The 26114-nt window shown below is 42.0% G+C and carries 21 protein-coding genes; 5 read left to right on the forward strand and 16 right to left on the reverse strand.

Annotation, left to right across the window (positions count from 1 at the left end; translation table 11 throughout):
- Positions 1-3: 3 nt before the first annotated feature.
- The 3 genes from ubiE to P150_RS0112665 all read right to left on the reverse strand — a co-directional run bounded on the left by ubiE (position 4) and on the right by P150_RS0112665 (position 2794).
- Positions 4-738: a bifunctional demethylmenaquinone methyltransferase/2-methoxy-6-polyprenyl-1,4-benzoquinol methylase UbiE gene (gene ubiE, locus P150_RS0112655; RefSeq protein WP_028898004.1), complete on the reverse strand. Its 735-nt coding sequence runs from the start codon at positions 736-738 to the stop codon at positions 4-6.
- 129 nt (positions 739-867) lie between these two features.
- On the reverse strand, positions 868-1818 hold the full coding sequence (locus P150_RS0112660; protein ID WP_028898005.1) for a phosphoribosylaminoimidazolesuccinocarboxamide synthase: 951 nt from the start codon (positions 1816-1818) through the stop codon (positions 868-870).
- Positions 1819-1831: 13 nt separating this feature from the next.
- Positions 1832-2794 (reverse strand): PhoH family protein, encoded by a 963-nt coding sequence (locus tag P150_RS0112665; RefSeq protein ID WP_028898006.1) that lies wholly within the window; start codon positions 2792-2794, stop codon positions 1832-1834.
- Positions 2795-2912: 118 nt separating this feature from the next.
- Between P150_RS0112665 and P150_RS0112670 the strand changes: the two genes are divergently transcribed.
- Positions 2913-3707: a DUF5715 family protein gene (locus tag P150_RS0112670; protein ID WP_028898007.1), complete on the forward strand. Its 795-nt coding sequence runs from the start codon at positions 2913-2915 to the stop codon at positions 3705-3707.
- Positions 3708-3746: 39 nt separating this feature from the next.
- Positions 3747-4130 (forward strand): hypothetical protein, encoded by a 384-nt coding sequence (locus P150_RS0112675; RefSeq protein ID WP_155953013.1) that lies wholly within the window; start codon positions 3747-3749, stop codon positions 4128-4130.
- Positions 4131-4394: 264 nt separating this feature from the next.
- Here the strand turns inward: P150_RS0112675 and ettA are convergent, their stop codons facing one another.
- A complete protein-coding gene (gene ettA / locus P150_RS0112680) occupies positions 4395-6092 on the reverse strand; it encodes an energy-dependent translational throttle protein EttA (protein WP_028898009.1) in 1698 nt (565 codons plus the stop codon).
- A gap of 241 nt (positions 6093-6333) precedes the next feature.
- Here ettA and P150_RS0112685 point away from each other — a divergent pair, with 241 nt between their 5' ends.
- Entirely contained in the window at positions 6334-7614 is a 1281-nt protein-coding gene (locus tag P150_RS0112685) for a DUF3078 domain-containing protein (protein ID WP_028898010.1), read from the forward strand.
- A gap of 570 nt (positions 7615-8184) precedes the next feature.
- Here the strand turns inward: P150_RS0112685 and P150_RS0112695 are convergent.
- The 4 genes from P150_RS0112695 to P150_RS0112710 all read right to left on the reverse strand — a co-directional run bounded on the left by P150_RS0112695 (position 8185) and on the right by P150_RS0112710 (position 13199).
- Positions 8185-10707 (reverse strand): ATP-dependent Clp protease ATP-binding subunit, encoded by a 2523-nt coding sequence (locus P150_RS0112695; protein ID WP_028898011.1) that lies wholly within the window; start codon positions 10705-10707, stop codon positions 8185-8187.
- A 116-nt stretch (positions 10708-10823) separates the two neighbouring features.
- Positions 10824-10964, reverse strand: coding sequence for a hypothetical protein (locus P150_RS0112700; RefSeq protein WP_028898012.1), 141 nt, complete (start codon positions 10962-10964; stop codon positions 10824-10826).
- Positions 10954-12393: a DUF4270 domain-containing protein gene (locus tag P150_RS0112705; RefSeq protein ID WP_028898013.1), complete on the reverse strand. Its 1440-nt coding sequence runs from the start codon at positions 12391-12393 to the stop codon at positions 10954-10956. The genes P150_RS0112700 and P150_RS0112705 overlap by 11 nt, the downstream gene beginning before the upstream one ends.
- Entirely contained in the window at positions 12390-13199 is an 810-nt protein-coding gene (locus tag P150_RS0112710; protein ID WP_028898014.1) for a glycogen/starch synthase, read from the reverse strand. The genes P150_RS0112705 and P150_RS0112710 overlap by 4 nt, the downstream gene beginning before the upstream one ends.
- Positions 13200-13365: 166 nt before the next feature.
- On the opposite strand from P150_RS0112710, the gene panC reads away from it, so the two are divergent.
- On the forward strand, positions 13366-14217 hold the full coding sequence (panC, locus tag P150_RS0112715; protein ID WP_028898015.1) for a pantoate--beta-alanine ligase: 852 nt from the start codon (positions 13366-13368) through the stop codon (positions 14215-14217).
- A gap of 2 nt (positions 14218-14219) precedes the next feature.
- Positions 14220-14564: an aspartate 1-decarboxylase gene (gene panD, locus P150_RS0112720; protein ID WP_028898016.1), complete on the forward strand. Its 345-nt coding sequence runs from the start codon at positions 14220-14222 to the stop codon at positions 14562-14564.
- Positions 14565-14776: 212 nt separating this feature from the next.
- Here the strand turns inward: panD and P150_RS0112725 are convergent, their stop codons facing one another.
- The 8 genes from P150_RS0112725 to P150_RS17850 all read right to left on the reverse strand — a co-directional run bounded on the left by P150_RS0112725 (position 14777) and on the right by P150_RS17850 (position 26008).
- The gene (locus tag P150_RS0112725; RefSeq protein ID WP_231477610.1) at positions 14777-15478 is read right to left on the reverse strand and encodes a porin family protein; all 702 of its coding nucleotides are present in this window, start codon (positions 15476-15478) and stop codon (positions 14777-14779) included.
- 200 nt (positions 15479-15678) lie between these two features.
- Entirely contained in the window at positions 15679-16803 is a 1125-nt protein-coding gene (locus tag P150_RS0112730; protein ID WP_028898018.1) for a PCMD domain-containing protein, read from the reverse strand.
- Positions 16804-17011: 208 nt separating this feature from the next.
- On the reverse strand, positions 17012-17689 hold the full coding sequence (gene tsaA, locus P150_RS0112735; protein WP_028898019.1) for a tRNA (N6-threonylcarbamoyladenosine(37)-N6)-methyltransferase TrmO: 678 nt from the start codon (positions 17687-17689) through the stop codon (positions 17012-17014).
- A 467-nt stretch (positions 17690-18156) separates the two neighbouring features.
- On the reverse strand, positions 18157-21570 hold the full coding sequence (locus tag P150_RS0112740; RefSeq protein ID WP_028898020.1) for an AAA family ATPase: 3414 nt from the start codon (positions 21568-21570) through the stop codon (positions 18157-18159).
- Between the two features lie 22 nt (positions 21571-21592).
- On the reverse strand, positions 21593-22756 hold the full coding sequence (locus P150_RS0112745) for an exonuclease subunit SbcD (protein ID WP_028898021.1): 1164 nt from the start codon (positions 22754-22756) through the stop codon (positions 21593-21595).
- A 412-nt stretch (positions 22757-23168) separates the two neighbouring features.
- A complete protein-coding gene (mnmE, locus tag P150_RS0112750) occupies positions 23169-24698 on the reverse strand; it encodes a tRNA uridine-5-carboxymethylaminomethyl(34) synthesis GTPase MnmE (RefSeq protein WP_028898022.1) in 1530 nt (509 codons plus the stop codon).
- 102 nt (positions 24699-24800) lie between these two features.
- Positions 24801-25676 (reverse strand): nucleoside phosphorylase, encoded by an 876-nt coding sequence (locus P150_RS0112755; protein ID WP_028898023.1) that lies wholly within the window; start codon positions 25674-25676, stop codon positions 24801-24803.
- Between the two features lie 131 nt (positions 25677-25807).
- Positions 25808-26008, reverse strand: a complete 201-nt coding sequence (locus tag P150_RS17850) for a hypothetical protein (RefSeq protein WP_028898024.1) — start codon at positions 26006-26008, stop codon at positions 25808-25810.
- Between the last annotated feature and the right edge of the window lie 106 nt (positions 26009-26114).

A 26114-nucleotide genomic window follows, 5' to 3' on the forward strand; every position in this document is an offset into this window, starting at 1 on the left:
TTGTTACTTCTCGGCAATGTACATCGTGCAGATGCCGAATGTAAGTCGCTTGAAATATGTCTTCCCGAAACCTGCATTCTTGAATATCGTCATCATCTGCTCGCCCTGAGGAAATGCCGCTATCGTCTTGTTAAGATAGTCGTATGCGCTCCTGTCTTTCGATATGAGGCGACCGTAAGTGGGGAGCACCACCTTTGAATAGAGCTTAAACAGTTGCTTCATCGGGAAACTGACCGGCGTGGTAAGCTCTATGATGCAGAGGTGTCCGCCTTTCTTCAATACTCTGCACATCTCACTTAGTCCTTTGTCAAGGTCTTGGAAATTCCGTATGCCAAAGGCGGCAGTTACTCCGTCGAAGGTCTCTGATGGGAAGGTAAGGTTCAGGCAGTCTTCTTTCTGGAAAGCAATGATGTGCTCAAGTTTCTCAGCCTTTACCTTCTTTCTTCCGATTTCCATCATTCCTTCCGAAATGTCGGCACCAACGAGTGTCTTGGGATTGAGCATCTTTGCCAGCTGGATGGCGAAATCTCCCGTGCCCGTAGCCACATCAAGTATTGTGTCGGGCTTGAAAGGACTCAATTCCTTGATAGCTTTCCTCCGCCAGTACTTGTCTATGTTCCAAGAGAGGCGATGGTTCAGCGTGTCGTAGGTGGGAGCGATGTTGTCGAACATCTCTTCCACGAGTTTTCCTTTTTCGCCCTTACCCTCGTAAGGCTTGATCTTTTCTTGATTGTACACTTGAATGTTGGTTGTTTGGCTTAGGGATATATCCTGTGCATATCTGTTGGAAATCAAGATATGAAAACGGACGATATGCGCAGAATACATCCCTGTCTGTTTGTTTGTAAAGGCCGAAACCTTCCGTGATTATTTTCTTGAAGCGAGATATTCGCTCACGTTCTTTTCGATGCGCGCAGCAAGGTCGGACTCGATGCTCGCTTTGTCGAACTTCTCACCGGTAATATGTTCGTATAGTTCGATGTAACGCTCGCTCACGCTTTCTGCATATTCGTCGGTAATCTCGGGCATAGTCTGTCCCGGTTCGTTCATAAAGTCGTGCTCTATCAGCCATTGGCGCACGAACTCCTTTGAAAGCTGCTTCTGTGGTTCTCCCTTTGCAAGTTTCTCCTCGTAGCCTTCAGCATAGAAGTATCGGCTTGAGTCCGGTGTGTGAATCTCGTCGATAAGGTAGCACTGACCATCGCGCTTGCCAAATTCATACTTTGTATCTACGAGAATAAGACCGTGCTTGGCAGCAATTTCCTGACCACGGGCGAAAATTCTGCGTGTCCAGTCCTCGATGATGTTGTAATCTTCTTCCGAAACAATTCCCTGACGGATGATTTCTTCCTTTGAAATATTCAGGTCGTGGCCTTCGTCAGCCTTTGTTGTAGGTGTGATGATAGGCTCGGGGAATCGCTCGTTCTCCTTCATTCCGTCGGGAAGCTTCACGCCGCAGATCTCGCGGCAGCCGTTCTTGTAGTCTCTCCACGCCGAACCTGTGAGGATGGAACGGATAATCATTTCCACACGGAATCCTTCGCATTTAAGACCTACCGTAACCATCGGGTCTGGAGTTGCGAGTTTCCAGTTAGGACAAATGTCTGTTGTCTGATCCAGAAACTTTGCAGCAATCTGATTCAATACTTGCCCCTTGAATGGAATACCTTTTGGCAATACTACGTCGAACGCTGAAATACGGTCGGTAGCCACCATCACGATGAGGTCGTCGTTGATATCATACACATCACGAACTTTACCGTGGTAAACACTCTTTTGTCCATCAAAATGGAAATCGGTCTTTGTTAATGCTTTCATCATAGTTCTATAATTAATAAGAGTCTTTCTTCTCTGCCTGTGCCTTGTCGTAGGACTCGTATGCGTTTACGATGCGCGTAACGAGCTTATGGCGCACGATGTCTTTCTGGTCAAGATTCACCACTCCGATTCCCTCCGTGCCCGACAAGATGCTGAGGGCTTCCTTCAATCCACTCTTCTGATTGAGGGGAAGGTCTATCTGCGTCATATCACCCGTTATTATCATTTTCGAGTTCCATCCCAATCTGGTAAGAAACATTCTGATCTGTGCCGTGGTGGTGTTCTGCGCCTCGTCGAGAATCACGATGGCGTCGCTTAGCGTTCGTCCTCGCATAAATGCCAGCGGAGCAATCTGAATCTGATGTTTGTCCATCATATCCTGAAGCTTCACGGCGGGAATCATATCTTCCAGCGCATCGTAGAGCGGTTGAAGATACGGGTCAATCTTCTCTTTCATATCGCCGGGAAGAAATCCGAGTTTCTCGCCTGCTTCTACTGCGGGACGCGAAAGTATGATTTTCTTCACGGTCTTTTCCTTCAGAGCCTTTACGGCCAACGCAATGCTCAAGTACGTTTTACCGGTACCGGCAGGGCCAACGGCGAACACCATATCATTCTTTTCAAAAGCATCTATGAGTTCCTGTTGGTTCTTGGAACGGCTCTTAATAGGCTTTCCTGATACAGAATAGACAAGGACATCTTTTGCGGCATCGGCTTTCGCCTGACGTCCGTTCACGATGTCCAGTATATCTTCTGAATTGACAGTATTGTATTTCACGATGTGCTTGCAGATTCTGTCGATGTTTTCTTCTATCTTTGCCATCTCCTCTTCGTCTCCAAGCACGCGCACGACATTGTCTCGTGCCACTATTCGCAACTTAGGATAAAGAGATTTTATCATTTGCAAGTGCACATTATTAACCCCGTAAAAAGCAACAGGGTCTATATCTTCGAGGATAATATGCTTCTCAGTCAAAATTGTTTTTGCCTAATAAAAATTATTAGGTGCAAAGTTAATATAAATTTGAGAACCGAGCAAATTATTCTTATTTCTTATCCTCATTAATTAAGAAAATATTTTTACCTTTGCGCCAATGAAGATTAAGTTCAAAATAACGAAGAATAGTTTTCTCAAAGGTTTTATGGTCGTAACGGCGTTCCTCGCTTTGGTGCGCCTTATCTTTCCATCTGTTGCGAAAGATACGGTGTCCCTTGCAGATTCCCTATTGAAAGCAGACACGGCAGACGTTGAAGTGCCCGACTCCATAAAGCTCCTGAAGCAATCCGTGGTGCCGAAAAGCGAGATAACCAAATTTTATAAAGCCGACGGCAATCCTATAAAGAACAAGATTTTCGGCGTCATTGACTACGATGCTTCTTTCCCTGATTCGCAAATGGTGCAACTTGCTACTGCCCAGAAATATGGTGTGAAAGCAGTAGCCGACCGTGAGGATGCAGAAGCCCGTAAGAAAGAATTAGTATATATCGGCAGCAATCCATATTTCGATGTCAAACGACTTTCAAACAGCGTGCCTTATCTTGTGCCTCGTGCTACGATTCTGCTTCAGGATATTGGCAGAAACTTTATGGACAGTCTTCAAGTTAAGGGCTTGCCATTGAACAAAATCATTGTTACCAGCGTGCTCAGAACCAAGGAAGATGTGGAGAAACTGAGACGACACAACGGCAATGCAACCGAAAACAGTTGCCATCTTTACGGCACAACCTTCGATATAGCCTACAACAAATACAATCCGGTAGAGAAAGAAGCTCCGGGCGACAAGCTGAAATATATTCTCTGCGAAGTGCTTGATGATTTGCGAAAACAAGGACGCTGCTATATAAAATACGAAAAAATGCAGGGCTGTTTTCATATTACCGTGCGATAATTCATTGTTGAAATTCTTATCAGGATGACATTAAAGAATTTGTTTAATAAAATTGATGTAAGCGCATTTGAAGAATATACGTTAGCGCATATTTCAGATGACAAGAATTTGATGCTCGAAGTGCTAAGTATTTATCAGTATTTGAGTACGCTCCAACCTACTTTTGCCTATGCAGGAGCACGAATCATTCTAAAGGAGATTCGTGATGGCGATAAGCATAAAATCGTAGTCTACAACACGCACCTCGGTAGTGCCAGCGATTTGCTCAGTATGCAAATCGAACTTCAAACCATTTCCACACTCTCCGACACCGATATCCTCTTCTCTATTCTTTCCGAACTTGCATTCCGTATGCACGATGACGAGAGGAACGAAGAAGAATGGGACAGGATTATGGATATGCAGAAAGCCAAGTGGGGATGAAGGCTCTGGCAAGAATATAGACGTATTCTTAACTTTCTAATTGTCTTTCTGTTCTTATAAATGTACTGCTGATAAAGGAAAAAACAGTAGAGTCGGGCTTTAATCTAATTGGCTATCATTTTGATTAACATCTAAAAAGGCTGAATATCAAGAAAGAAATTCAGCCTTAATTATTGTTTAACAAAAAGGTCTATCGGACAACAGTAATGCTTTGTCTGCTGTCTTATCCGACATCACTCGCATTTTTGTAGGTTTCTTCCCATATTAATCTTCCATCAACTTGCGATAACGTCCCTTCTTGATCTCCTCATTGCCGAGACGCATTGCCTTGTTGATTTCGTATTCAGAGTAAGTTCCTTCAAAGTAAACCACTTCGCCATTGCCTTCGAATGCAAGGATGTGAGTACAGATTCGGTCGAGGAACCAACGGTCGTGGCTGATAACGACTGCGCAACCGGCAAACGACTCCAATCCTTCTTCGAGCGCACGGAGTGTGTTCACGTCGATATCGTTCGTTGGCTCATCGAGGAGAAGCACGTTGCCTTCCTGTTTCAGAGCCATAGCCAACTGCAATCGGTTTCGCTCACCACCCGAAAGTACGCCACAAAGTTTGCTCTGGTCTGTTCCCGAGAAGTTGAAACGGGAGAGATATGCACGTGAATTTACGTCGCGTCCACCCATTCTGATGGTCTCGTTTCCTTGCGCTACCACATCATACACGCTTTTCTTCGGGTCGATATCCTTGTGCTGCTGGTCCACATAAGCGAGTTTTACGGTTTCGCCCACCTCAAATGTACCTGCATCGGCATTTTCCAACTCCATTATAAGTCGGAAGAGTGTAGTCTTTCCGGCACCATTTGGCCCAATTACGCCCACGATACCGTTAGGTGGAAGCATAAAGTTGAGGTCGTTGAAGAGCACCTTGTCGCCGAAAGCCTTCTTCACGTGCTGTGCTTCTATAACCTTGTTTCCCAAGCGTGGTCCGTTAGGAATGAAGATTTCGAGTTTTTCCTCGCGTTCCTTCTGCTCCTGATTGAGCATCTGTTCGTAGGAATTCAGACGAGCCTTGCCCTTAGCCTGACGGGCCTTTGGCGCAAGACGAACCCACTCCAGCTCTCGTTCCAACGTCTTGCGACGCTTCGAAGCACTCTTCTCTTCCTGTTCCATACGCTTTGTTTTCTGGTCGAGCCAAGAAGAATAGTTGCCCTTCCAAGGAATACCTTCGCCTCGGTCGAGTTCAAGAATCCACTCACTCACGTCGTCAAGGAAGTATCGGTCGTGGGTAACGGCAATTACCGTGCCTTCATACTGCTGCAAATGCTGCTCCAACCAGTCGATGCTTTCTGCGTCAAGGTGGTTGGTAGGTTCATCCAGAAGGAGCACGTCGGGTTTCTGCAACAGTAATCGGCAAAGTGCGATACGGCGACGCTCACCACCCGAAAGATTGGTTACCGGAAGGTCGCCTGCCGGACAGCGCAGTGCATCCATTGCACGCTCGAGTTTAGAATCCATATTCCAAGCATCGGTAGAATCGATGATATCCTGAACCTCCGCCTGACGCTGCATCAGTTTGTCCATTTTGTCAGGGTCGCCGTAATACTCCTCCATTCCGAACTTCACGTTGATTTCGTCGTACTCCTTCAGCGCATCGTAAACGTGTTTTACGCCTTCCTGCACGTTTTCCTTCACAGTCTTTGTCTCATCGAGAGGCGGATCCTGTGGAAGATAGCCTACGGAATAGCCGGGACTGAACACCACTTCGCCCTGAGTGGGTTGTTCAATGCCTGCGATAATCTTCATCAAGGTAGACTTACCTGCACCGTTCAGACCGATGATACCAATCTTTGCACCATAGAAAAACGACAGATAAATATTCTTGAGAATGTATTTCTGGTTTTGAGGAATGATTTTCGACACTCCCACCATCGAGAAGATAATCTTCTTGTCATCTACTGTTGCCATACAATTATGTTCTGTTTTTTATATTATAATTTTGTATTAATCTACTTTAAAGCCCTAATCTGGCGTTTAAGTTACATCATAGTGCAAAGATAGTAATTTCTTTTTGCAAACAAGAAATTTATCCATCACACAGAGAAACTTATATCAATAACTTCTTCAAAAGTGCCTACTTTTTATTCACATATTATATTAATATCATTTTTTTTGCGTAAGTTTGTACCTGAAATAAATATTCAACACAATGTTACGTAGAAGTTTACTTGCCTTGTCAGCACTTATTGTTTCCTCTACGATGAGTGCGCAAATCAACTCGGGCATCCAGTCTCAATCCACATCAGAGAATGACTTCGTGAAAAGTTATTCTGATTCTATGGTCGTTGCCAAAGAGAAAATATACAGTTCTGATTTTAAAGTAGCGAATAAGAAGAAAAGTTCTCTGAAATCTACAAGACTGTTCTTGCCTCTTACCTATTATAAAGATGTTGTTCACAATTCCTTCAGTCTGGACAGCTATAACAGCAATCCTAATCTGCTCACGAGGATTTATCTGGAAAGTCCATCGCTGGTAAAAAATACCGAAAAGGATCTCATAGAACAGCAGGCGACGCTCGTAGAAGTGGAAGAACCTATTCTGCATCAGGTTGAGATTGTGGACAAGGTGGCACCAATTCCTGTGGAAGCAAATGCTGCGCCGGTTGAGGTAATGGTGTTGAAACCCAACTTCTGGTCGTATAAAGGCGACTTTGCGCTGCAAGTGCTTCAAAACTATGTATCGGGAAACTGGTACAAGGGTGGCGAAAGCAACTACTCAGCACTTGCATCTGCGCTGATGGAAGCAAACTACAACAACAAGCAGAAAGTGAAATGGGAAAACCGTTTGGAATTGAAATTCGGTATGCAAAGTTCAAAATCAGACTCATTGCATAGCTACAAAACCACGGAAGACCTTATTCGCCTCACTTCAAAACTTGGATTGCAGGCTACAAAGAAATGGTACTACACCGTACAACTCGTTGGCTACACGCAGTTCACGCATTCCTATCGTTCCAATGACCCAGTTCTGTACGCAGACTTCCTCGCGCCTCTGAACCTGAACCTCTCTGTCGGTATGGATTATTCGGTAGACTGGCTGAACCATAAGCTCAAGGGAAATATTCATCTGGCTCCTTTGGCCTACAATATGAAATATACCCGTCTCGTGAATCTCGCAGGCAGACTCGGTATCGACGAAGGAAAGCACACCAAGCACGACATCGGTTCGGAATTTACCGTGGATTTGGAATGGAAACTGATGGACGCTCTTACTTGGAAAACCCGTCTGTATGGCTATACTGCCTACAAGCGTGCAGAACTGGAATGGGAAAATACATTTATCTTGCAGTTCAACAAATACATCGGTGCACAGCTCTTCATCTATCCAAGATTTGATGATGGTGTAACACCCGATGGTCATCACGGCTATTGGCAATTAAAGGAATTTGCATCCATCGGTTTCAGATTAGCATTGTCCACAGACAAGTAAAACGCTTTCTGTAAAATTTAATTACCAAAAACGCTCATTATTTTTTCGTAATATAGAGAATGCCAAACTATTCTCAAATAGGTAAACTCTGAATTTCGGAAACACACGATACAAGTGTGCGAAGAATGCCAAACAATCTTCGCAAGAATGCCTTGCATTTTTGCGAAGAATACATTGCATTCTTCGCACGTTTGAAAATGAATGAATTATCACTTGATTTTCAGCTATTTAAGAAGGTATTATTGCAGATGTTTAAATAGCATCTATTCTAATTTACTATGATTTATTCGGGTATCGGATACGATTTGTTAGAATCGTTGGAATTGCTTGAAATTTGAAGTTATTAAATAAAAAAGAACGGTTGCTACCACAGCAACCGTTCTTTGGTTATATATGCTTTATCCAAGCTAAAGACAAGTTGTGAATATATAAGGTAATGAGTTAATAGTTGAATTTGTCCGTAATTATCTCATTTCAACCTTTTCTTTTCATCATTCTATGAGCCAATAAGGCGATTTACTCCGTCTCCTTGTTTACTCGTAGCCTTGTCTGCTCTTTATCCGTCCAGCATTATTTGAAGGTCAGCGATTCGGCATTTGGATTCTTTCCGATTGAAATTGTGTCTCCGGGACTGACATTGCCCGAGAGAATGAGTTCGCTCAAGCCGTCTTCAATATAGTTCTGAATGGCACGCTTTAAAGGACGGGCACCAAACTGTACATCGTAACCCTTTGTTGCAACGAACTCCTTTGCCTTGTCGGTAATGGTAAGTTCAAATCCGAGATTCTTAACTCGCTTGAAGAGGCCGCGCAACTCTATGTCGATAATCTTCTTGATGGCCTCTAAGTCCAACTGGTCGAAGGTGATGATTTCATCAAGACGATTGAGAAATTCCGGTGCAAACTGCTTGCTCAGGCTTTTTTGTATGATGGAACGGGCGCGCTCCTTATCCTGTTCGTTCTGCGAAAGTCCGTTCAGGTTAGCAGCATTGAAGCCGATGCCTTGTCCGAACTCCTTCAATTGCCTTGTACCGGTATTGGAGGTCATAATAATAATTGTGTTTCGGAAGTCTACCAAACGACCATTTCCATCTGTGAGACGGCCTTCGTCGAGCACCTGAAGAAGCATATTGAATACGTTTCCGTGTGCCTTTTCTATTTCGTCTAAAAGAACGATGGAGTAGGGATGGCGGCGAACGCGCTCCGTAAGCTGTCCTCCTTCTTCATATCCTACGTATCCCGGAGGTGCTCCGATGAGTCGAGAGGTGTTGAAACTCTCTGTATATTCGCTCATATCGATTCGGATGAGAGATTCCGGAGAGCCAAACATTATCTCTGCCAACTTCTTGGCAAGATAGGTCTTGCCGACTCCGGTAGGGCCGAGGAACATAAACGCTCCGATAGGATGGTTAGGATCCTTGAGTCCTACACGGTTGCGCTGGATGGTTTTTACCATCTTTTCTATCGCCTTGTCCTGTGCTATGACTTCCGACTTCAGTTTGTCGCCCATAGTCTTCAATCGGACACCTTCACCTTCCTGCATACGCTGGACGGGGACGCCGGTCATCATTGAGATAATGTCGGCAACATTGTCTTCGGTAATCTCCACCTTGTCGTTGGTTTCGCCTTTTTCCCATTGTTCCTGAGCCTCTTTCAGCTTCTTTTCGAGTTCCATCTGGCGGTCGCGATAGCTGGCTGCGAGTTCAAAGTTCTGATTCCTTACTGCCGACTGCTTTTTTTCCTGTGCAACTTCTATCTCCTTCTGAATGTCTACGATGGCTTTGGGAACTTCAGCGTTCTGCAAATGAACTCTTGAACCTACTTCGTCCATTGCGTCGATGGCTTTATCGGGGAAGGAACGGTCGGTAACGTATCTGTCTGTCAGTTTCACACAGGCTTCAATGGCTCCGTCGGTATATTTCACGTGATGGTGGGCTTCGTAGCGGTCCTTGATGTTGTGAAGTATTTGCAAAGTCTCCTCCACGTTGGTTGGTTCAACCAAAACTTTCTGGAATCTGCGTTCCAATGCGCCGTCTTTCTCGATGGAATTACGATATTCATCAAGTGTTGTCGCACCGATGCACTGGATAGTGCCACGTGCCAAAGCCGGTTTCAGAATGTTTGCTGCATCCATTGAGCCGGGAGTAGAGCCTGCACCGATGAGCGTATGAATCTCGTCGATGAAGATGATAAGGTCGGGATTTTGTTCGATTTCCTTGATCAGGGCACGGATGCGTTCTTCAAACTGTCCACGATATTTTGTACCTGCGACAACGGCCGTGAGGTCGAGGGTAATCACACGCTTGTTGAAGAGGATAGGGGAAGTAAGTTTCTTCACAATCAGCTGCGCCAATCCTTCTACGATGGCACTCTTTCCCACTCCCGGTTCTCCAATCAAGATAGGATTGTTTTTCTTTCTGCGTCCCAGAATTTCGCTTACACGGAGAATTTCCTTTTCACGTCCGACTACTGGGTCGAGCTTCCCTTCTGTTGCAGCAAGCGTCAGGTCGGTTCCGAAATTATCGAGAACGGGAGTCTTCGACTTTGTTTTGGTGGCTTGTGAAGTGCGGGAGGCATTTGCTGAATTTGAAGAAGAACTTAGCATTGGGTCTTCTTCCTCTTCGCTTGGCATATCGATGCCGTCCTGAACTTGTCCGGCCTTCTGCTGCAAGTGGGTAAGGGCAAGTTCATAGTTCAAGTCGTTTTCTTCTAAGACCTCTTTTGCACCATTATTTACGTTGTCGTGTAGGATTGCAAGAAGAATATGCTGTGTGTCTACCATCTGCGTTCTTTGACTTCTGGCTTCAAGCACGGCGAGTTTGAGGATGTTGTTGGCTTTTTCGTTTAGCAACATATCGGTTGAAACCAGCATTTTTCCACTGTTTTCATTGCGCACCTTGTTTTCCAGTTCGCTCTTGAGATTTTCGAGATTAAGATGTAATCTTGAAAACATATCGAATATAGGACCAGATTTCTCTCTGAGCATTGCAAGAAGAATGTGCTCAGGACCTACTGACATACTTGCCAGTCTCTCTGCTTCTTCTCTGCTATATGACAGAACTTCTGATACTTTGGGTGAAAATTGATTCATCATTGTCCTTAATACCTTTCTTTATATTGTCCCAATATTGAATTTAATGGGTTATATTATAAATGCAAATGGTATGCCAAAAAGAAAACAGGAAGACAATTGTCCTCCTGTTTTTGCTTTTATAAAGACTCGTCTTCAGGCTTGCTGACTTGCCTTTGAGGTAGAGTTGTCTTAGAAATATATTTCTTTTTCTTACGAAGCCATTCCGCTTTTTTTGCTTCATATTCTTCGTAATGTTTCTCTAAAAAATTATCGGCCATTGAATTTACTGTAAATTACTGACATCTTTATTTTCTGAGAATTGTTCTTGCCCACGAGTTTCACACTGGAAAGTCCCATCAGATGGGAAATCTTTGTGATGATTACTTGCTTGTCTTCATTGGTTCTCGTACCTACTTCAACAGGAACTAAGACAACTTTCCCCCAGTTAGGATTGCCTGAAGCCGTTGTCCTGGATTTTGCATACAGATTCACGATTCCAGAGATATTGTTGAACATATAGCTGTTTGTTGAAGAATTATATTGCGCCAAGAACGAAGTCTTATTGTCGATAATCTTATTCTTTGCAAAGAAAGATTCGAGGCTGTCTGCTGCTACCATTACAATATTCTGTGGAATATCAATGCTGTAAGAGGACTGTACTGAATTATTAACTCTGAACAGTTCTATTTTTGCAGAATTGATACTGTCGTTTGTATGGCCATTGAGAACCTTGTTGATTGGCAATGACAATTCTGTGAACAAGCCTGCCGGGGTTTTCAAATACGTGTAATCATTACTGTTTGCTAATTGCTGTAATTGATTACTGTCCATATTGAAATTCGTCATCTGGAGGACTTCCTCGGTGCTTGCAAAACTCGTTGTTACGGTCTTAATTTCCCCTTTATCAGTTTGATGCTGGAAATAAAGTGTAATCTGGGCTGTCTGAATCTGCGCAATAGATCCCAGTCCACCTATGACTTTGAAATAAAATCCGGGACAGATGTTGTGAAGAAAATTATATGTATTACGGAATGTTGTTGGATTCTCATAATATTTTCTCATCAGATAGGTACCGAAATTATTGTATACGTTTCCTGCCTTGTCTGTGTATGGATCGTTTAACTTGAATACGATGTTCGGGGTATAGTCAGATTTTTTCTTAACACTGTCTGCTTCGGTTTGGTCGGACAGGGTATAGGTTCTGTTTGCCGACAATCCGTTTGTTCGGATATAGCCTTCTGTCTCGGGATTGAAGTCGGAATAGTAGGTGGTTCCTTCTTTTACGGGCTTATCCATTTCGAGCATATTTACCTTAATCTGAGCCAATGAATCCCCATCAAAATTACGATAAAAAAGACGAACCTCACAAGAATCCACAATCACGTTGTCATTAGCATCTCTGCTCTTGACAGAACTGATTGAAGGCATTTCGTATTTGTTCAATACGTGGAACTGCGTAAGGTAATTTCCCGTAACTACTAAACCTGTTTCAGGATCGAGCATACTTCCAAGATACCCCTTTGATGCTCGCGTAACAATATCTTTGGCAAGAATGGTGTTTGACTGAACGTCGAAAGTATCGGCTGAAACATTCAGCTCGTCCGAACTGCCGATTAGCGATCCGCCAATCATTTCCGTTGTATCATCACAAGAGGTTAGGAAAAGTCCCATCAGAACTGCCCCTAAAGCGAAAATCTTTGTTTTCATCCAATTATTTTGTTATAAAACTCTCCGTATTGAGCTTTGACTTCACTGTCTGCCGGGTGTTCAAGAATAGCCTTTTTGCTGTCGCTTGCATATTTCATCAAGTCTGCATTTACGTTCTTGCTGGTTTCAACAATGCCGTCGGAATAGTCGATAGCCAACTTTCCAAGTTCCATAAAGTCGAAATTATCACCGTATTTTTTCAGCATACTGGCCTTGGCATTTCTAAATTCAAGACAACGCTTGAAGTTGCTGCCTAAGTCATCGTGCGGCTGTTCTGAGAAGAGTGATGTAATTACTTTTGAGTTTGCAAATTGCGGTTCGTCGTGATAAGCCGTTTTGACATAGAATGGGATTACAGCCGACATCCAACCTTGACAATGAATAATGTCAGGTGTCCAACGTAATTTCTTCACGGTTTCGAGCACGCCACGCGCAAAGAAGATAGCACGTTCTCCATTGTCAGGATAATCGTTGCCGAGTTCATCCTTAGTCATTGCCGAACGCTTCTGGAAATAATCTTCATTGTCTATGAAATAAACCTGAATGCGTGTCTGTGGAATACTTGCAACCTTAATAATCAATGGGTGGTCTGTATCATCAATGATAAGGTTCATACCCGAAAGACGGATTACTTCGTGTAATTGTCCACGGCGTTCATTAATAGCCCCCCACTTAGGCATAAAAGTACGGATCTCAAATCCTGCTTCCTGCATACTGTTTGGCATATCACTACCAAAGTTTGCCATTTCAGATTCTGGCACGTAAGGCGTGATTTCCTGGTTGATGAACAAAACTTTTTTTCCCATCTATTTATAGTTTTATTTTTGCAAAGGTAGGCAAAAAACTTGAAAATCAGTCCTAAATTGTGCGAAAACACGTGAAATGCGCCTAATATTCGTATATTTTTAGAGTATTATTAGAGTTTTAAATAAAATTGTTGTTACTTTGCACCGAGAAAAAGTTTATATTCAAATGAAAATATTTGAAAAGATCGTAGATCTGCAAAACGAACTTTTTAACGTTCGCAAGGAAAGAAAAGAGATAGGATTGGTGCCGACTATGGGTGCATTACACGAAGGACACGCATCTTTGGTAAGGCAGAGTGTGAAAGAAAATTCAGTAACTGTTGTTTCTGTTTTCCTGAATCCTACCCAGTTTAACGATAAAAGTGATTTAGAACGCTATCCACGTGATTTAGAGGCCGATTGCAAACTTCTTGAAGCGTGTGGTGCTGACTATGTTTTGGCACCATCCGTAGAGGAAATGTACCCGACTGAAGATAAGAGACAGTTTGAATTTTATCCTCAGAGCACGGTAATGGAGGGGGCTAAACGCCCGGGACATTTCAACGGTGTGTGCCAAGTTGTCAGCAGGTTGTTCTATATCGTCTGCCCAGACAGAGCTTACTTTGGAGAAAAAGACTGGCAGCAGATTGCTGTTGTGAAGCGTTTGGTGGATTATATCAATATGGATATCAAAATCGTGGAGTGCCCGATTGTGAGAGAAAACGACGGACTTGCTATGAGTTCGAGAAATATGCTTTTGTCTTCTGACGAACGTCAGCTTGCACCCAATATTTATAAGGTGCTGAACGAAAGCAAAAAGTGGATAGACACGCTGACCGTTCAGGAGTTGCACGACAAAGTTATGGCAGAAATCAATAAAACAGAGGGACTGGAAGTGGAATATTTCGACATTGTGGAAGGAAACACTTTGCTGCCAGTTGGTAATTGGAACGCCAGCCATTACGTAGTTGGTTGCATTACGGTTTATTGTGGTAAGACTCCAATCAGGTTGATTGACCATATTAAATATAAAGGATAACAATGTTGATAGAAGTTTTAAAGAGCAAATTGCATTGCGTAAAGGTAACGGAAGCAAATCTGAACTACATCGGTAGTATCACTATCGACGAAGATTTATTGGATGCAGCCAATATGATAGCCGGTGAAAAAGTTCAGATTGTAAACAATAACAACGGTGAAAGATTTGAAACATATATAATAAAAGGTAAGCGTGGTTCAGGATGTATCTGCCTGAATGGTGCGGCAGCGAGAAAAGTTCAGGTGGGCGATGTTGTAATCATTATCAGTTATGCGCTGATGGATTTTGAAGAAGCAAAGTCTTTCAAACCGTCTGTGGTTTTCCCAAACGAGAACAATTCTCTCTGATTCGTTTTTGAAAGTACTGACAGAGAAAGTTTTACTAATTTGCTATAACTTTGAAGATATAGTTTTCTACTTTATTGATAGGGAAAAGTCTTTATGCCATTTTAGCTTTATGGTGGTTAAAGTTTCAAATAGCTTTGTCTGGAAATAATTAATGGACATTTGGGAAGGCAAGCCTCTCAAATGTCCATTAATAGTATATTTTATAAAAGTCCTTAGAATTTATAACCGAATCCAAGATTCAGATAGATAGGGTACATATTGAAAGTGATTGTTTTAAAGTCGCTTTCAAAGATGTCGTTGAAGCCCCAAGTCAAATCGGCGTTTATTGAAAAATTTCTATATGCGTGCCAACTACCACCTATTTGTGCACCATAGTGTACGTGGCGGAGATTGGAACTGAAATCATAGGTTGCTGTTTTACCACCCTCAAACAGGAGTTTTTCGCCCGTTGGATCATTTTCCCGAAGATACCCGTCTGCAACGTGTCCAGAAAACTCGCCATCGAGTCTTACGGAAGCATACAATCCTGCGCGCATTTTCCATCGATCGTTGAAACGGTAATTTGCCATTACGGGGATGGTTAGCAGAGTGCTGTTGTATTTTGTCTTCACGTAACCGGTCCAATAACCTGCAACTCTGCTTCCGTCATTGATGATTTCCATACTGTAAGCCTTGGTTTTAGCACCAGTTATCATTCCTTTCTCTTCAACTTTCAGCCCTACTGAGATACCCCAATTCTGTTCTTTTCCCAACCATTTCGTAACAACGCCTTCAAGAGAACCATTCAATCGTGGGCTATAACTTTCGATACTTCTGATTTCAACAGGCAAAGGAAGTGGAGAAACCCCGCCAATATTGATCCCTGCACGCACCTCATACTCCCAACTGGACTGCGCTGATGCAAAAACTGACACAAAAAGGAAAAGAAACAAGAGTTTAAATCCTTGTTTTTCACCATTAAATCTCGACGAAAACACATTCTTTATTGTGTTTATTTTACTGATATCATTGGATTTCATATTGATTCCTTGAACTTTAATTTTGATTTTTTATGTTGAATTTAACGAATGAGTGAATTACTTTTTCTTGTTTTCTATATAAGTATAATTTCAATTTATTCGTAAAATAATTCCATCTCGTCCACGTACAGCGTGCTGCCAACAGCTCCGTTGAAGTTAGCACCATCCTTGCTTGACGACATAATAATGGCCAAATTGTATTTTCCGTCCTTTAGTTTCTGTGCATCAATCTTGCGCCCGTTCACCGCTTCGAATGGAATATTAAATCGAGTCCATTCATCGGTCTCCTTCTTGTCTGTCAGTCGAGCCAACAAAACAATATTATCGCTTGTCAAAGAGTTGGTGCCGTCCAAGTATGGAACATCAGCCGTAACTTCATAGAATACGGCATAAATGTCAAACTCATCCTTTTTCTCTGGAACTACGGCATTTTTTTTGTCAGTATACTTCTCGCCTGCCTTATACTTATAATACCCTACAAGAGCTTGTGGCATCTTACGGAAAGGTTGTCCGAAGTGAGTTGATTTAGCCATATTCAGCAAATTGACCTCAAATGTGCCCAAGAATAAGTTTCCGGCAGCCAATGGTGCGCCAAACCCTGCTCCAAGCGCACCGGTACTGACCGTGGTAAGTTTTACGCACTTACCCACAAAGCCATCTTCAGACTGACTGGTTGGATAACTTTCAGCCGGTGCGCTACTGTTTGTAATCATATAGCCTGCATTTCCGCTTCCCCATTCCATATCCGTACCTTCGATAGTCGTGTCGTAGAAGATGTGGAAGAGTTTCTGAGGTTCGGCAGAAGGTTTCCATTTATTCGTATATTCATACCATTTCATATTCTCAAAATGGTAATTTGTGGCAATATCCTCTGAAATAAACGAAACAGTATAGGTCTTCTTCCACTGTCCATCTTGCGACGTTACAGTATATGTCTGCGGTGTTGTGAAATCACGAACCGTCCCACTGGCAGGTTCTATCGTAGCTCCGTCAGTAATTTCAAATACAGGTGCAACACGTGTAACGTCATCCCATCCATTAACATACAGTCGTATCTCGTTGTTCGTAATTACAGGATTGCGAATCAGCAGGTCGCCTTCCACTGTACACGATACGATATCAGCCTCAGTATTTTGCGCTTCATCTTTGATACAAGACGAAAATACGAAAGCCGATAATAGAATCAGCACAAAAATTCTTACTAATTTGAAGTTTGCCATAGTTGTATTTCTAGCGTTTAAAGAGTTTATAACCTGTAAATATTATGCAAAGTTACAAAAAAACACGAGTTTATGAAGATAATTTATTGTTTTTTTTCCCACACCCATTGATGATAGATTCTTTTAATCTGTTACTTCCTTTAGCGAAGTCCTTTCCAAGAAGGTTTCGTTGGCAGATATTACTCCAATCTTTCTTTTATATTTTCATCTATATTACATCAAATCCTATGACAATACATTTACCGTTATCTACACGAAACTTAACGTCCTTGCCTGCAAAAGGCATACCGTAGATGCGAGTTGCATCGTGTTGGTATTGTGGACGAGGGTCTTGTTCAAGCACTGCTTTGAGTGCCTTGAGCTGCTCTTCATCAAAAGATTGCGAGAGTGTGTCAGGAAGAATCACCTCCAACGGTTTCCACTCTCTATTGTCGGTAAATCCTCCACGTGCTTCCGGATGCGAATCAACATAGGGAAGATAAGGTTTAATGTCATAGATTGGAGTGCCGTCCATCAGGTCAGCTCCCAATACGTGTATTTCTCCATTTCCTATTTTGTTAATCTTTACGGAGGAAAGACCTAAATCATTTGGTCGGAATGGCGACCGTGTGGCAAAGACGCCAACTCTCTCGTTGCCACCGAGGCGTGGAGGGCGAACCATAAGGCTATCGCTTTCTTGCCAAGCCTCAGGGCGATTGGCTGAGAAACCCCAAATCAACCACAAGTAATCAAAGCCCTCCATACCACGCAGAGCCTCAACGCGACGAAACTTTGGCTCGAAAACTATTTTTCCACGCAGTTCATCAATGATGCCACTCTGACGTGGAATCCCAAACTTAGAAGTGAATGGAGAATGAAAATATGCAATTGGTTCTATCTCTTTCATAAAGAAAATTTATCATTTGATATGGAATAAAATGCAATCGGAGTGAATTGCTCCTTAGTGGATAATATTGACTTTATGCTAATTAATAACAATGTTTCATTTCCCAATGCAGAAGCATTAAAAAATGTTCTTACTTGGGGATAAGTAGCTGATAATTAGTCAGGACTAATTTCAGCCATCAACCAGTAGGGCGGCTTTTGGTAACCACTTGAGCATTTTATTCGGCTAACCATTGATAAAGATACGCATTTATTTTGATATAAACAAGAGTCAGACACTCGTTGAGAGGTTGTCGAAGATATGACGTAAAACAGATTGCGATGCTTCTTCGTATCGGCCAGTGGCAGAAGGTTCCTTCAACGTGTTTACTAAGCTGTTTTTTATATGATTTTGTCATAATCTTGATTGAATTTTCGAAAATTTTGGGGCAAAGGTAAATTGATGTAGTCTCAAATCATAGGACAAGCTCAAGAGAAATGATTATTTTCTGGGATTATTTTAATTTTACTACTTGAATTGTTTCCTTCTTGATTCACTTGAATCTGGACGGGGATGCGTTCCTGTAACTCTTCTACATGGCTAATGATACCGACATGTCGACCTGCCTTTGAATGTAAAGAGCGAAGGGTTTCTACTGCTTTCTGGAGTGGTTCGCCACTAAGTGTGCCGAAACCCTCATCGATAAAGAGAGTATCAACTTGCCATTGCTGCCCGATATCACTCAAAGCTAATGCCAAAGAGAGGGAAACAAGGAAACTTTCGCCACCAGAGATGGTGCTGGCAGCACGACTGACAAAGCCTTGATATGCATCTTCCAATGAGATAACGAATGTTCCTGGAGTTACCTTTAATGTGTAGCGATCAGTCAGCGTCTTCATATAGCTGTTTGCTGAGTGTATAAGGCTTGTCAATACGTAACTTTGGGCAATCTTACGGAAAGTGCTACCTGTGGAATTGCCAATTAACTGATTCAATCGTGCCCACTTTTGATAGACAACCTTCTTGTCATCAGCCTCCTTTATGAGAGTTCCAAGTCGTTCTCGGCTCTCTTTATCCGTTTTAAGTTCCTGATTGATTGCACCCTTTTTCTCGCCAATCTCAGTAAGCTGCTTTTCGATGTTTTCAATTCGTTCGTTGAGTGCATCGAGGGTGTCGTTTTCTGCAAATTCAGGCTTTTTTGTCTGATGTTCAGCAATGAGCTTTTCGGCATTGTGGAAGAGAGTATTCTTTGCAACAACAGCCTCACGAGCAGCCTTGAGTGATTCATTTTCGCGCGTAATATCACTGGATGTATAGGCGTTCAGAGTCTTCAAACTATCCTTGCTAAGATTTGTATGCTCAGTAAGGAAAGTATTGAGTTTTGTCTGATTTGTATTCAGGTCTTCTTCTGCTGTCTTCAATTTGCTGAGAGCGGTAGCCACAGATGTGTTGAGGGTATTTGCTTCGGTAAGCAGGTTCTCAACTTTGGCAATAGCTGTTGGCTCAAAATCCTTCCACGAAGGTATAGCTAAAAGGATTGTATTCAGCACATCCTGAACAATCTTCACATTAGACTTTGCAGTACCGAGTTTGTTAGAAAGCATCTGCTTGTCCTGAACTTTCTCATTGTATTTCTTTGCAGAAGAGGTGAGGATAGAGGCAAATTCCTTTGGTAATTCCATCCAATCCAACTGCCACCTACCAACAACTAATGATGCAACCGTATTTTCGGCACTCTTAACCTCGCCAGCTTTTGTCTTCACGAGTGTTTCTGCGATAGAGATTCTGCTCCTACATTCATTAACGGCTTTCTCAGCTTCAGAAACTTTTGCTGCCAAGGTATCAACATCTTTACGATTAGTTTCCAAAGTCTTTCGAAGTGCCTTAACCTCCGATTCCTTCTTCTCGCCATCCTTGATTTGGACATCCAATTCTTTGAAGGTTTTGGTCGTAGATTCTTCAAGAGTATTTAAAGTAGAAAGGGTATTATCATCCAGTTTTTCTATTCCACAAACCTTGTAGACATCCAATGCTTTCTGTTCCGCATTAGCTACAGATTTGTCTTCATCAAATGCTTTAGCATCTTGTTCATAAGCCTTTGACTCTGTTTTTATTTCAGCATCAAGTTTAAGTTTTGCGTCAACCAAGGCTTTATGTTCCTTTTCTGATTCGTCAAATGCTTTCTTCAAACTAGCAACAAGAGCAGCCAGATCTTCCTCATATGGGAGTACCGACTTGATTTCCTGGCGGCAAACAGGGCAGATGTCGCCCACCTGAAGCTTCAGCCTTAGGGTAGAAGCGAATTTGTGGACAGTATCACTTTGCTTATCTAAATCTTCCTTGCGAACATCCATCTTGATTTTGGCGTCATGAATAGGGGCATCCATTGCAGCAGACGCTTCTATTTTCTTGTCAAGAGATGCCTTTCTTTCCGCAAGGTTCTTTCGGGATTTTTCGTATTCTGACTTTACAGAAGCAAGAATCTCGATACGTTCTTTTGCGGTTGCAATCTTTCCCAGCAGATCCTTTGTAATATCACGCTTTTCACGCAGTTCTGAGAGATTAAGATTTGCTACAGCTTCTTCCTTAACCATTACGTCCGATTCTTCTTTCTTGAAATCATCCTTTGCTTTCTGAGCTTCATCTTTTGCTTTCTCATAAGCAGGAGTAAGTTCTTCCGTCAGTTTCTTGTTCTCCGACTCTGTAGCTGCCTGGCTCTTCTTGATAGCTTTACGCCCCTCATCGATTGAATTTAAAAGTCCAACGATTATCTGGGCATTCTCATACACACTTGTCTTATCGATTTCCCCTGAGATGTAGGTTTCAATCTCATTGATTTCTGCTTCTAACTTTTCAATCTTGGTTTCTGCATATTTCTGTCCACCCAACAAGTTTGAGTAAGTCATTGCCAAGCCATCAAGAATATTCTTCTGCTCAGTTTGAGTGTCTGAGGCTTTCTTTGTCTCAGTCAGCCAGAGACGTGCATCGATAGTTGCATTCCAGTTATTAACGGTTTGTTCCTTTTGCTTGAAGGCCTCGCCATCAACGACTTCATTTGCGGTTCGCAGGGCATCAGCAGCATCGTTCATACCCTTGGTCAGTTCCTGATCTTTATTCAGCCAGTCTCGCTTCGCCAGATCCTTGTCGCTTCCTGTCTTAATTTCCTTAAATTGGTTATCAAGAATGGATAACTTTTCCAGCCTTTCAGCAATTTCTTCTTCCGAGAGTGTTCGAGTTCCTTCTACAATACGTTTTGCATCTTCCCAATCCTTTTTCTTTTGGTCGGTCAGTTCATATACCTTGGCACCAATCTTTGAATACACATCAACGCCTGTAATCTTCTCCAGAATCTGAGCCTTCTCATCATCCTTACTATTTAAGAATCTGGTGAACTCGCCTTGAGCAAGCATAGTGGTACGACAGAACTGATTGAAATCTAAACCTACTGCGGCTCGTATTTCATTTTTAATTTCTGTGTCCTTGGTCAAGGTAACATCTGTGTCAAGGTTCTTCAGTTCCCAGGTTTTTGTCTTTATGGAACCACTGACTTTCTTGTAGGCACGAGTTACAGCCCATGTGGCTTCATAGTTCACGCCATTACTACCAACAAATGTAAGCGATACATAGGCTTCTACTGTGTTTCGACGCAGCAGTTGGCGTGGATCATCAATCTTAACCTCTTTGTCCGCATCCATTGTTGCACCTTGCATCTTGGTGCTATAAAAGCGTGGCGTGTTTGCATAAAGAGCAAGACAGATGGCATCAAGAATTGTTGACTTGCCCGCACCGGTCTTTCCTGTAATCAGGAAAACTTCGCAATCAGCCAGTGGCTGTGCCTCAAAGTCGATAATTGCATCCTCAATAGATGCGATATTGTGTATCGTGAGCTTCTGGAATTCCATAGTGCTTTACTTTTTACTGATTCTACATTCTTTCCTCATCTTTGAGTGCTGAGAGCGTCTCATTGAAGAGTTCCTTCATGTCGTTATCGAACTCTATGCCCAGATCTTCGGCATACCGTTCGGCTATTTCGATAGGTTCTTCCGTTTTAAACTCTTGTACGGACATTACCTTTGCCTCTCTATGGTTCTTTTTCAGTCGTTGTGAATTGATGACGCAGAATCTGCATTTCTTGTCTTCACATATCATAAGTGCTTCTGCATTTGCCTCTACTGGTAGGAAATCATCAACCTCTACATTAAGTCTGATGTAGGCTTCAATATCATTTGGATAGTTTGCCAGCAGTTCTTTTGCATCTTCCCAAGTCGCCACTCCTTCTATTGGAAGAGTAACCAAAGGACGATGTGGGTTAATCTCAATCTCTTGGACTATGGGCTTCTCTCTATGTTCGGTAATCTCTACGATAGAAACAGAGTGCTTGTAGTTTTCATCGAAGGAAATAGGGATTGGTGTACCGCAATATCTGACATTATGTTTGCCCGAATGTATAAATTGTCCATGGTGTATGTGGCCGAGTGCCAGATAATCATATCCAGTACCCATGTCATCTAGATTATATGAATCAATGCCTCCTACTGCATATTCTGATGCGTTTTTATGTCCTACAAAGTCACAACCTCTGACTGTTGTGTGGGCAGTCATGACGACAGGTAGATTGTCGACATTTCTTGCTTCAACAATATCAAGCAAATCCTGGAATAGTCCTTTAGGCATATTTCTTTCGTTGACATATGGAATGGCTATTACATAGCCTTTTTCAGGTACCTCAATAATCATATCTTCCTTTTGGTTGGCATCTATGCTACCAATGGTGTAAACCTTTAGAGCCTTCCAAGGAGTACGGAAAATGTCGTGCTTAGTGCCGCTATCATGATTACCTGCTGTTATAATAATGGCCATCTCTGGGTTGGCCTTGTGTATCTCTACTAAAGCATTTGTAAACATCGTTTGTACGGCAGCTGACGGCTGAGGAGTGTGGTACACATCACCACAGAGCAAGAATACATCAGGCTTTTCTTGCTTGACGATATTAACCATTTGAAGTAGCATTACGATTTGTTCTTCAGTTCTATCGAAGTTATAAAGCGTATGACCCAGATGCCAGTCACTTGTATGGAGTATCTTCATAGTCAATCTATTTATTAACAAAATTTAAATTTGATGCAAAGGTAAGATAGGGTAGTCTCAAATTATGAGACAAGGTGTTGTTATTTTAATCTTCTATGTATTTTTCTTTAGACTAACAACATTTCTTACTTGTTGCAAAGCAAATTTTCTAACTATTGAAATATATTCGTTATAAATACGTATAATTTGAATTTATGATGCGCAAAAATACTAAAAAATCGTGAGAAAATTGCAAAATATGCAATAAAACGCATAGAACGTAAGATTAATCGCATCAAGGTTATGGCATTTAATTACTTTCCTGGACAACGTATTACCGTGAAGGACGAAAAATTCCTTATCGAAATAAGTTGTGCCAAATGATAAAAATGGCACAGTACTCAAGGTCTTGGCATCAGCGAGCTTGTCAAGTCTATTTCCCGATGCAAAAATGCTTAAAGATATTATGAAGAGTTTCTTTGCTATTAATCTGTGTACCAGTTATTTTACCTAATTCGTCAATGACTATTTTTAAATCTTCAGCTACGAGGTCGCCACTTAATTCCATATTAAGGGCATCAACGACACAAGAAAGACCATTGTGAGCCTTGGCAAGCGCATCATAATGGCGTGCATTCGTTACGATTACGGAATTTTCGGTAAGTTCAGGAATATCGGCAGCATCATAGATGAGCTGTTCGAGTACAGTAATGCCATAGCCCAACTTAGCTGAAATAGAAACTTCAACGACTTTTAAATCTTTCTCGAATGATTCAATGACAGGAATATTGCTTGTGGGCAATTCGGCGTTTGAATATTCTTTTGAGCTACTATGAGGCGTAGAATCTATGTTGATTCTAACAGAAGCAATATTTTCCGTTTCAAAAGACACATTTTTTTTATTAGAAGGAATTGCAGGTGTCGTGAGAGTTTGGTTGCCGTGTAAATCTGTTTTGTTTCTCACTATGATGAGTTTTTTATCTTTGCATCGATTTTGCATTTCTGATTTTTCATCTTCTGTGCAGTCTGTGTCAATTACCCAGAGGACGATTTGTGCCTGCCCCATCTTTTCGTATGCACGTTCGATACCGATTTGCTCAATACGGTCATTGGTTTGGCGAAGCCCGGCAGTATCTATGAAGAGAAAATCAACCCCTTTTATATTCATTGTATCTTCAATCACATCACGTGTTGTTCCGTGGATATCGCTGACAATAGCACGGTTGTCGCACAGAAGTTGATTGAGAAGGGTAGATTTACCTACATTTGTTTTCCCGACGATGGCAACAGGAATACCTTTTTTCAGAGCTTGTCCGGTTTTGAAAGAATGCGCAAGGGAAAGCACCTTTCTGTCTATGGTCTCTGCAAGAGTTTTCAGTTCAGTTCTATCTGCGAATTCAAGTTCTTCGTGGTCAGAAAAATCAAGTTCCAATTCCAAAAGGGAAGTCATTTTCAGAAGTTGCTCGCGAAGAGTTGCAAGTTCATTTGAAAAATGTCCTTTTAATTGTGAAAGTGCTATCTTATAGGAAGCCTTGTTAGTGGAAGAAATAAGGTCGGCAACAGCCTCTGCTTGTGATAAATCCATCTTTCCGTTAAAGTAAGCCCTTTGTGTAAATTCTCCGGGGTTAGCTTGACGGCATCCGACTTCAGTAAGTCGATGAAGAACCTGTTCGAGAATGTAGGCAGAGCCGTGGCAGGATATTTCAACGGCATCCTCCCCGGTATATGAATGTGGAGCACGCCAAAGAGAAACGATAACCTCGTCTATGGTTTTCCCCTCATTGTCGAGAATCTCCCCATAGTGAATAGTATTGGCTGGACTATTAGCAAGAGTTTTGGAGAAGACAGCATCGGCTATGGATATTGCATTGTTTCCTGAAATTCTTACGATGCCTATTGCGCCACCCGGTTGAGTGGCAAGTGCGCATATTGTATCAGCAGATATGAGTGAAGATGAGGACATTTCTTTTCGAGGAAGATGGATGTTTGTGAGTGACAATACAAAATCAAATAGAATTACCTTGGCAAAGAAATCCCCCTCTTGGAAAGGAGAGGGGGAAGGAGTTTAGATTCTTTCCAACACCTTGGTTATAAGACCATCAATAGTGTTCTTATAGCTTGGGTTCATTTCCTTTTCCAGACGGTTGGCAATTACCATACAGCAGGTAAGAGCTTTATGCCCCATAAGTTTTGAAAGACCGGATACTGCTGAGGATTCCATCTCGAAGTTGGTAATTTTCAATCCTTTATATGAGAACGATTCAATCTTTTCGTTAAGTTGTGGGTCAGCCAAAGGAACTCTGAGTCTGCGTCCCTGTGGGCCAAAGAAACCACCACAGGCGATGGTTGCACCACGCACCATATCGTCTTCTGCAATCTTTTCCAACAGTTCGTTGTCTGCATCTACCACGTATGGATTTCCAAGCTGTGGATTCCAATTTACGTGAGACTTGAACTGCTGTTCAAAATCCAAGTCGCAAGCCTCATTGCGTCCTGCGTAGAAGTTGAGAAGGCCGTCAAAACCGATGCTCTTCTGCGAAGCAACGTATGTTCCGATAGGCGTATTTTCTTGCAGACCACCACAAGTACCAATACGCACAAAGGTAAGCTGTCGCAGTTCTTCCTTTTCTTTTCTTGTCTCGAAATCAATGTTTGCCAAAGCATCCATTTCATTCAATACTATATCAACATTATCACATCCGATACCTGTGCTCTGAATTGTGATGCGCTTTTTGCGATAAGTTCCGGTAATAGTCCTGAACTCTCTGTTGCTAACTTCGCATTCAACGTTGTCAAAGTGTGAAGCCACTAATGCCACACGACCCGGATCGCCTACAAGGATAATCTTGTCGGCCAAATCCTTAGGTTTCAGATGAAGATGGAATACACTACCGTCATCATTGATTATCAGTTCGGATGGTGCAAAAAAGTTTTGTGCCATAAATATAAAGATTTGGTAATTATAAACTATGTATGTTATGAATAGCAAAGTTAGTGTTTTTTTTCAACTTAATGAAGAAAAGTTGAAGGTTTTTGTTTTGATTTTGCTTATTTTTCAAGATTAGAAGCATATCATCTAAAATAATTTTCTAATTTACTTTTTATTTCCTCTATTTTACTGGAAGAATTGTCATACATTTTTTTACGTTTAGCTCTCTTTATAATTTCTTCGATTAATTCTGTTTGATTATTCAAGTAACAAACTGCTAAAATATATGCCATCGGATATCCATAATTATCAGGATATTCTATAATATCATCAATTAAAGTCATTGAATTTGATAGGAAATTTTGGATTCTTGGTAGATATAACTCATTTACTTTTTCAATAATTTCGATGCATTTATTTTCAATATTATCTTCTTCATTGAAACTTACA

The sequence above is a fragment of the Prevotella sp. HUN102 genome (assembly GCF_000688375.1).
Classification (GTDB): domain Bacteria; phylum Bacteroidota; class Bacteroidia; order Bacteroidales; family Bacteroidaceae; genus Prevotella.

Coding starts and splice junctions, on each gene's coding strand:
- P150_RS0112755 (WP_028898023.1), bottom strand. CDS start 25,676: ATGGCACAAAACTTTTTTGCACCATCCGAACTGATAATCAATGATGAC.
- P150_RS0112705 (WP_028898013.1), bottom strand. CDS start 12,393: ATGAAAACAAAGATTTTCGCTTTAGGGGCAGTTCTGATGGGACTTTTC.
- mnmE (WP_028898022.1), bottom strand. CDS start 24,698: ATGTCCTCATCTTCACTCATATCTGCTGATACAATATGCGCACTTGCC.
- P150_RS0112695 (WP_028898011.1), bottom strand. CDS start 10,707: ATGATGAATCAATTTTCACCCAAAGTATCAGAAGTTCTGTCATATAGC.
- panD (WP_028898016.1), top strand. CDS start 14,220: ATGTTGATAGAAGTTTTAAAGAGCAAATTGCATTGCGTAAAGGTAACG.
- P150_RS0112730 (WP_028898018.1), bottom strand. CDS start 16,803: ATGGCAAACTTCAAATTAGTAAGAATTTTTGTGCTGATTCTATTATCG.
- panC (WP_028898015.1), top strand. CDS start 13,366: ATGAAAATATTTGAAAAGATCGTAGATCTGCAAAACGAACTTTTTAAC.
- P150_RS0112685 (WP_028898010.1), top strand. CDS start 6,334: ATGTTACGTAGAAGTTTACTTGCCTTGTCAGCACTTATTGTTTCCTCT.
- P150_RS0112740 (WP_028898020.1), bottom strand. CDS start 21,570: ATGGAATTCCAGAAGCTCACGATACACAATATCGCATCTATTGAGGAT.
- P150_RS0112710 (WP_028898014.1), bottom strand. CDS start 13,199: ATGGGAAAAAAAGTTTTGTTCATCAACCAGGAAATCACGCCTTACGTG.
- P150_RS0112660 (WP_028898005.1), bottom strand. CDS start 1,818: ATGAAAGCATTAACAAAGACCGATTTCCATTTTGATGGACAAAAGAGT.
- P150_RS0112745 (WP_028898021.1), bottom strand. CDS start 22,756: ATGAAGATACTCCATACAAGTGACTGGCATCTGGGTCATACGCTTTAT.
- ettA (WP_028898009.1), bottom strand. CDS start 6,092: ATGGCAACAGTAGATGACAAGAAGATTATCTTCTCGATGGTGGGAGTG.
- tsaA (WP_028898019.1), bottom strand. CDS start 17,689: ATGAAAGAGATAGAACCAATTGCATATTTTCATTCTCCATTCACTTCT.
- P150_RS0112700 (WP_028898012.1), bottom strand. CDS start 10,964: ATGGCCGATAATTTTTTAGAGAAACATTACGAAGAATATGAAGCAAAA.
- P150_RS0112670 (WP_028898007.1), top strand. CDS start 2,913: ATGAAGATTAAGTTCAAAATAACGAAGAATAGTTTTCTCAAAGGTTTT.
- P150_RS17850 (WP_028898024.1), bottom strand. CDS start 26,008: ATGACTTTAATTGATGATATTATAGAATATCCTGATAATTATGGATAT.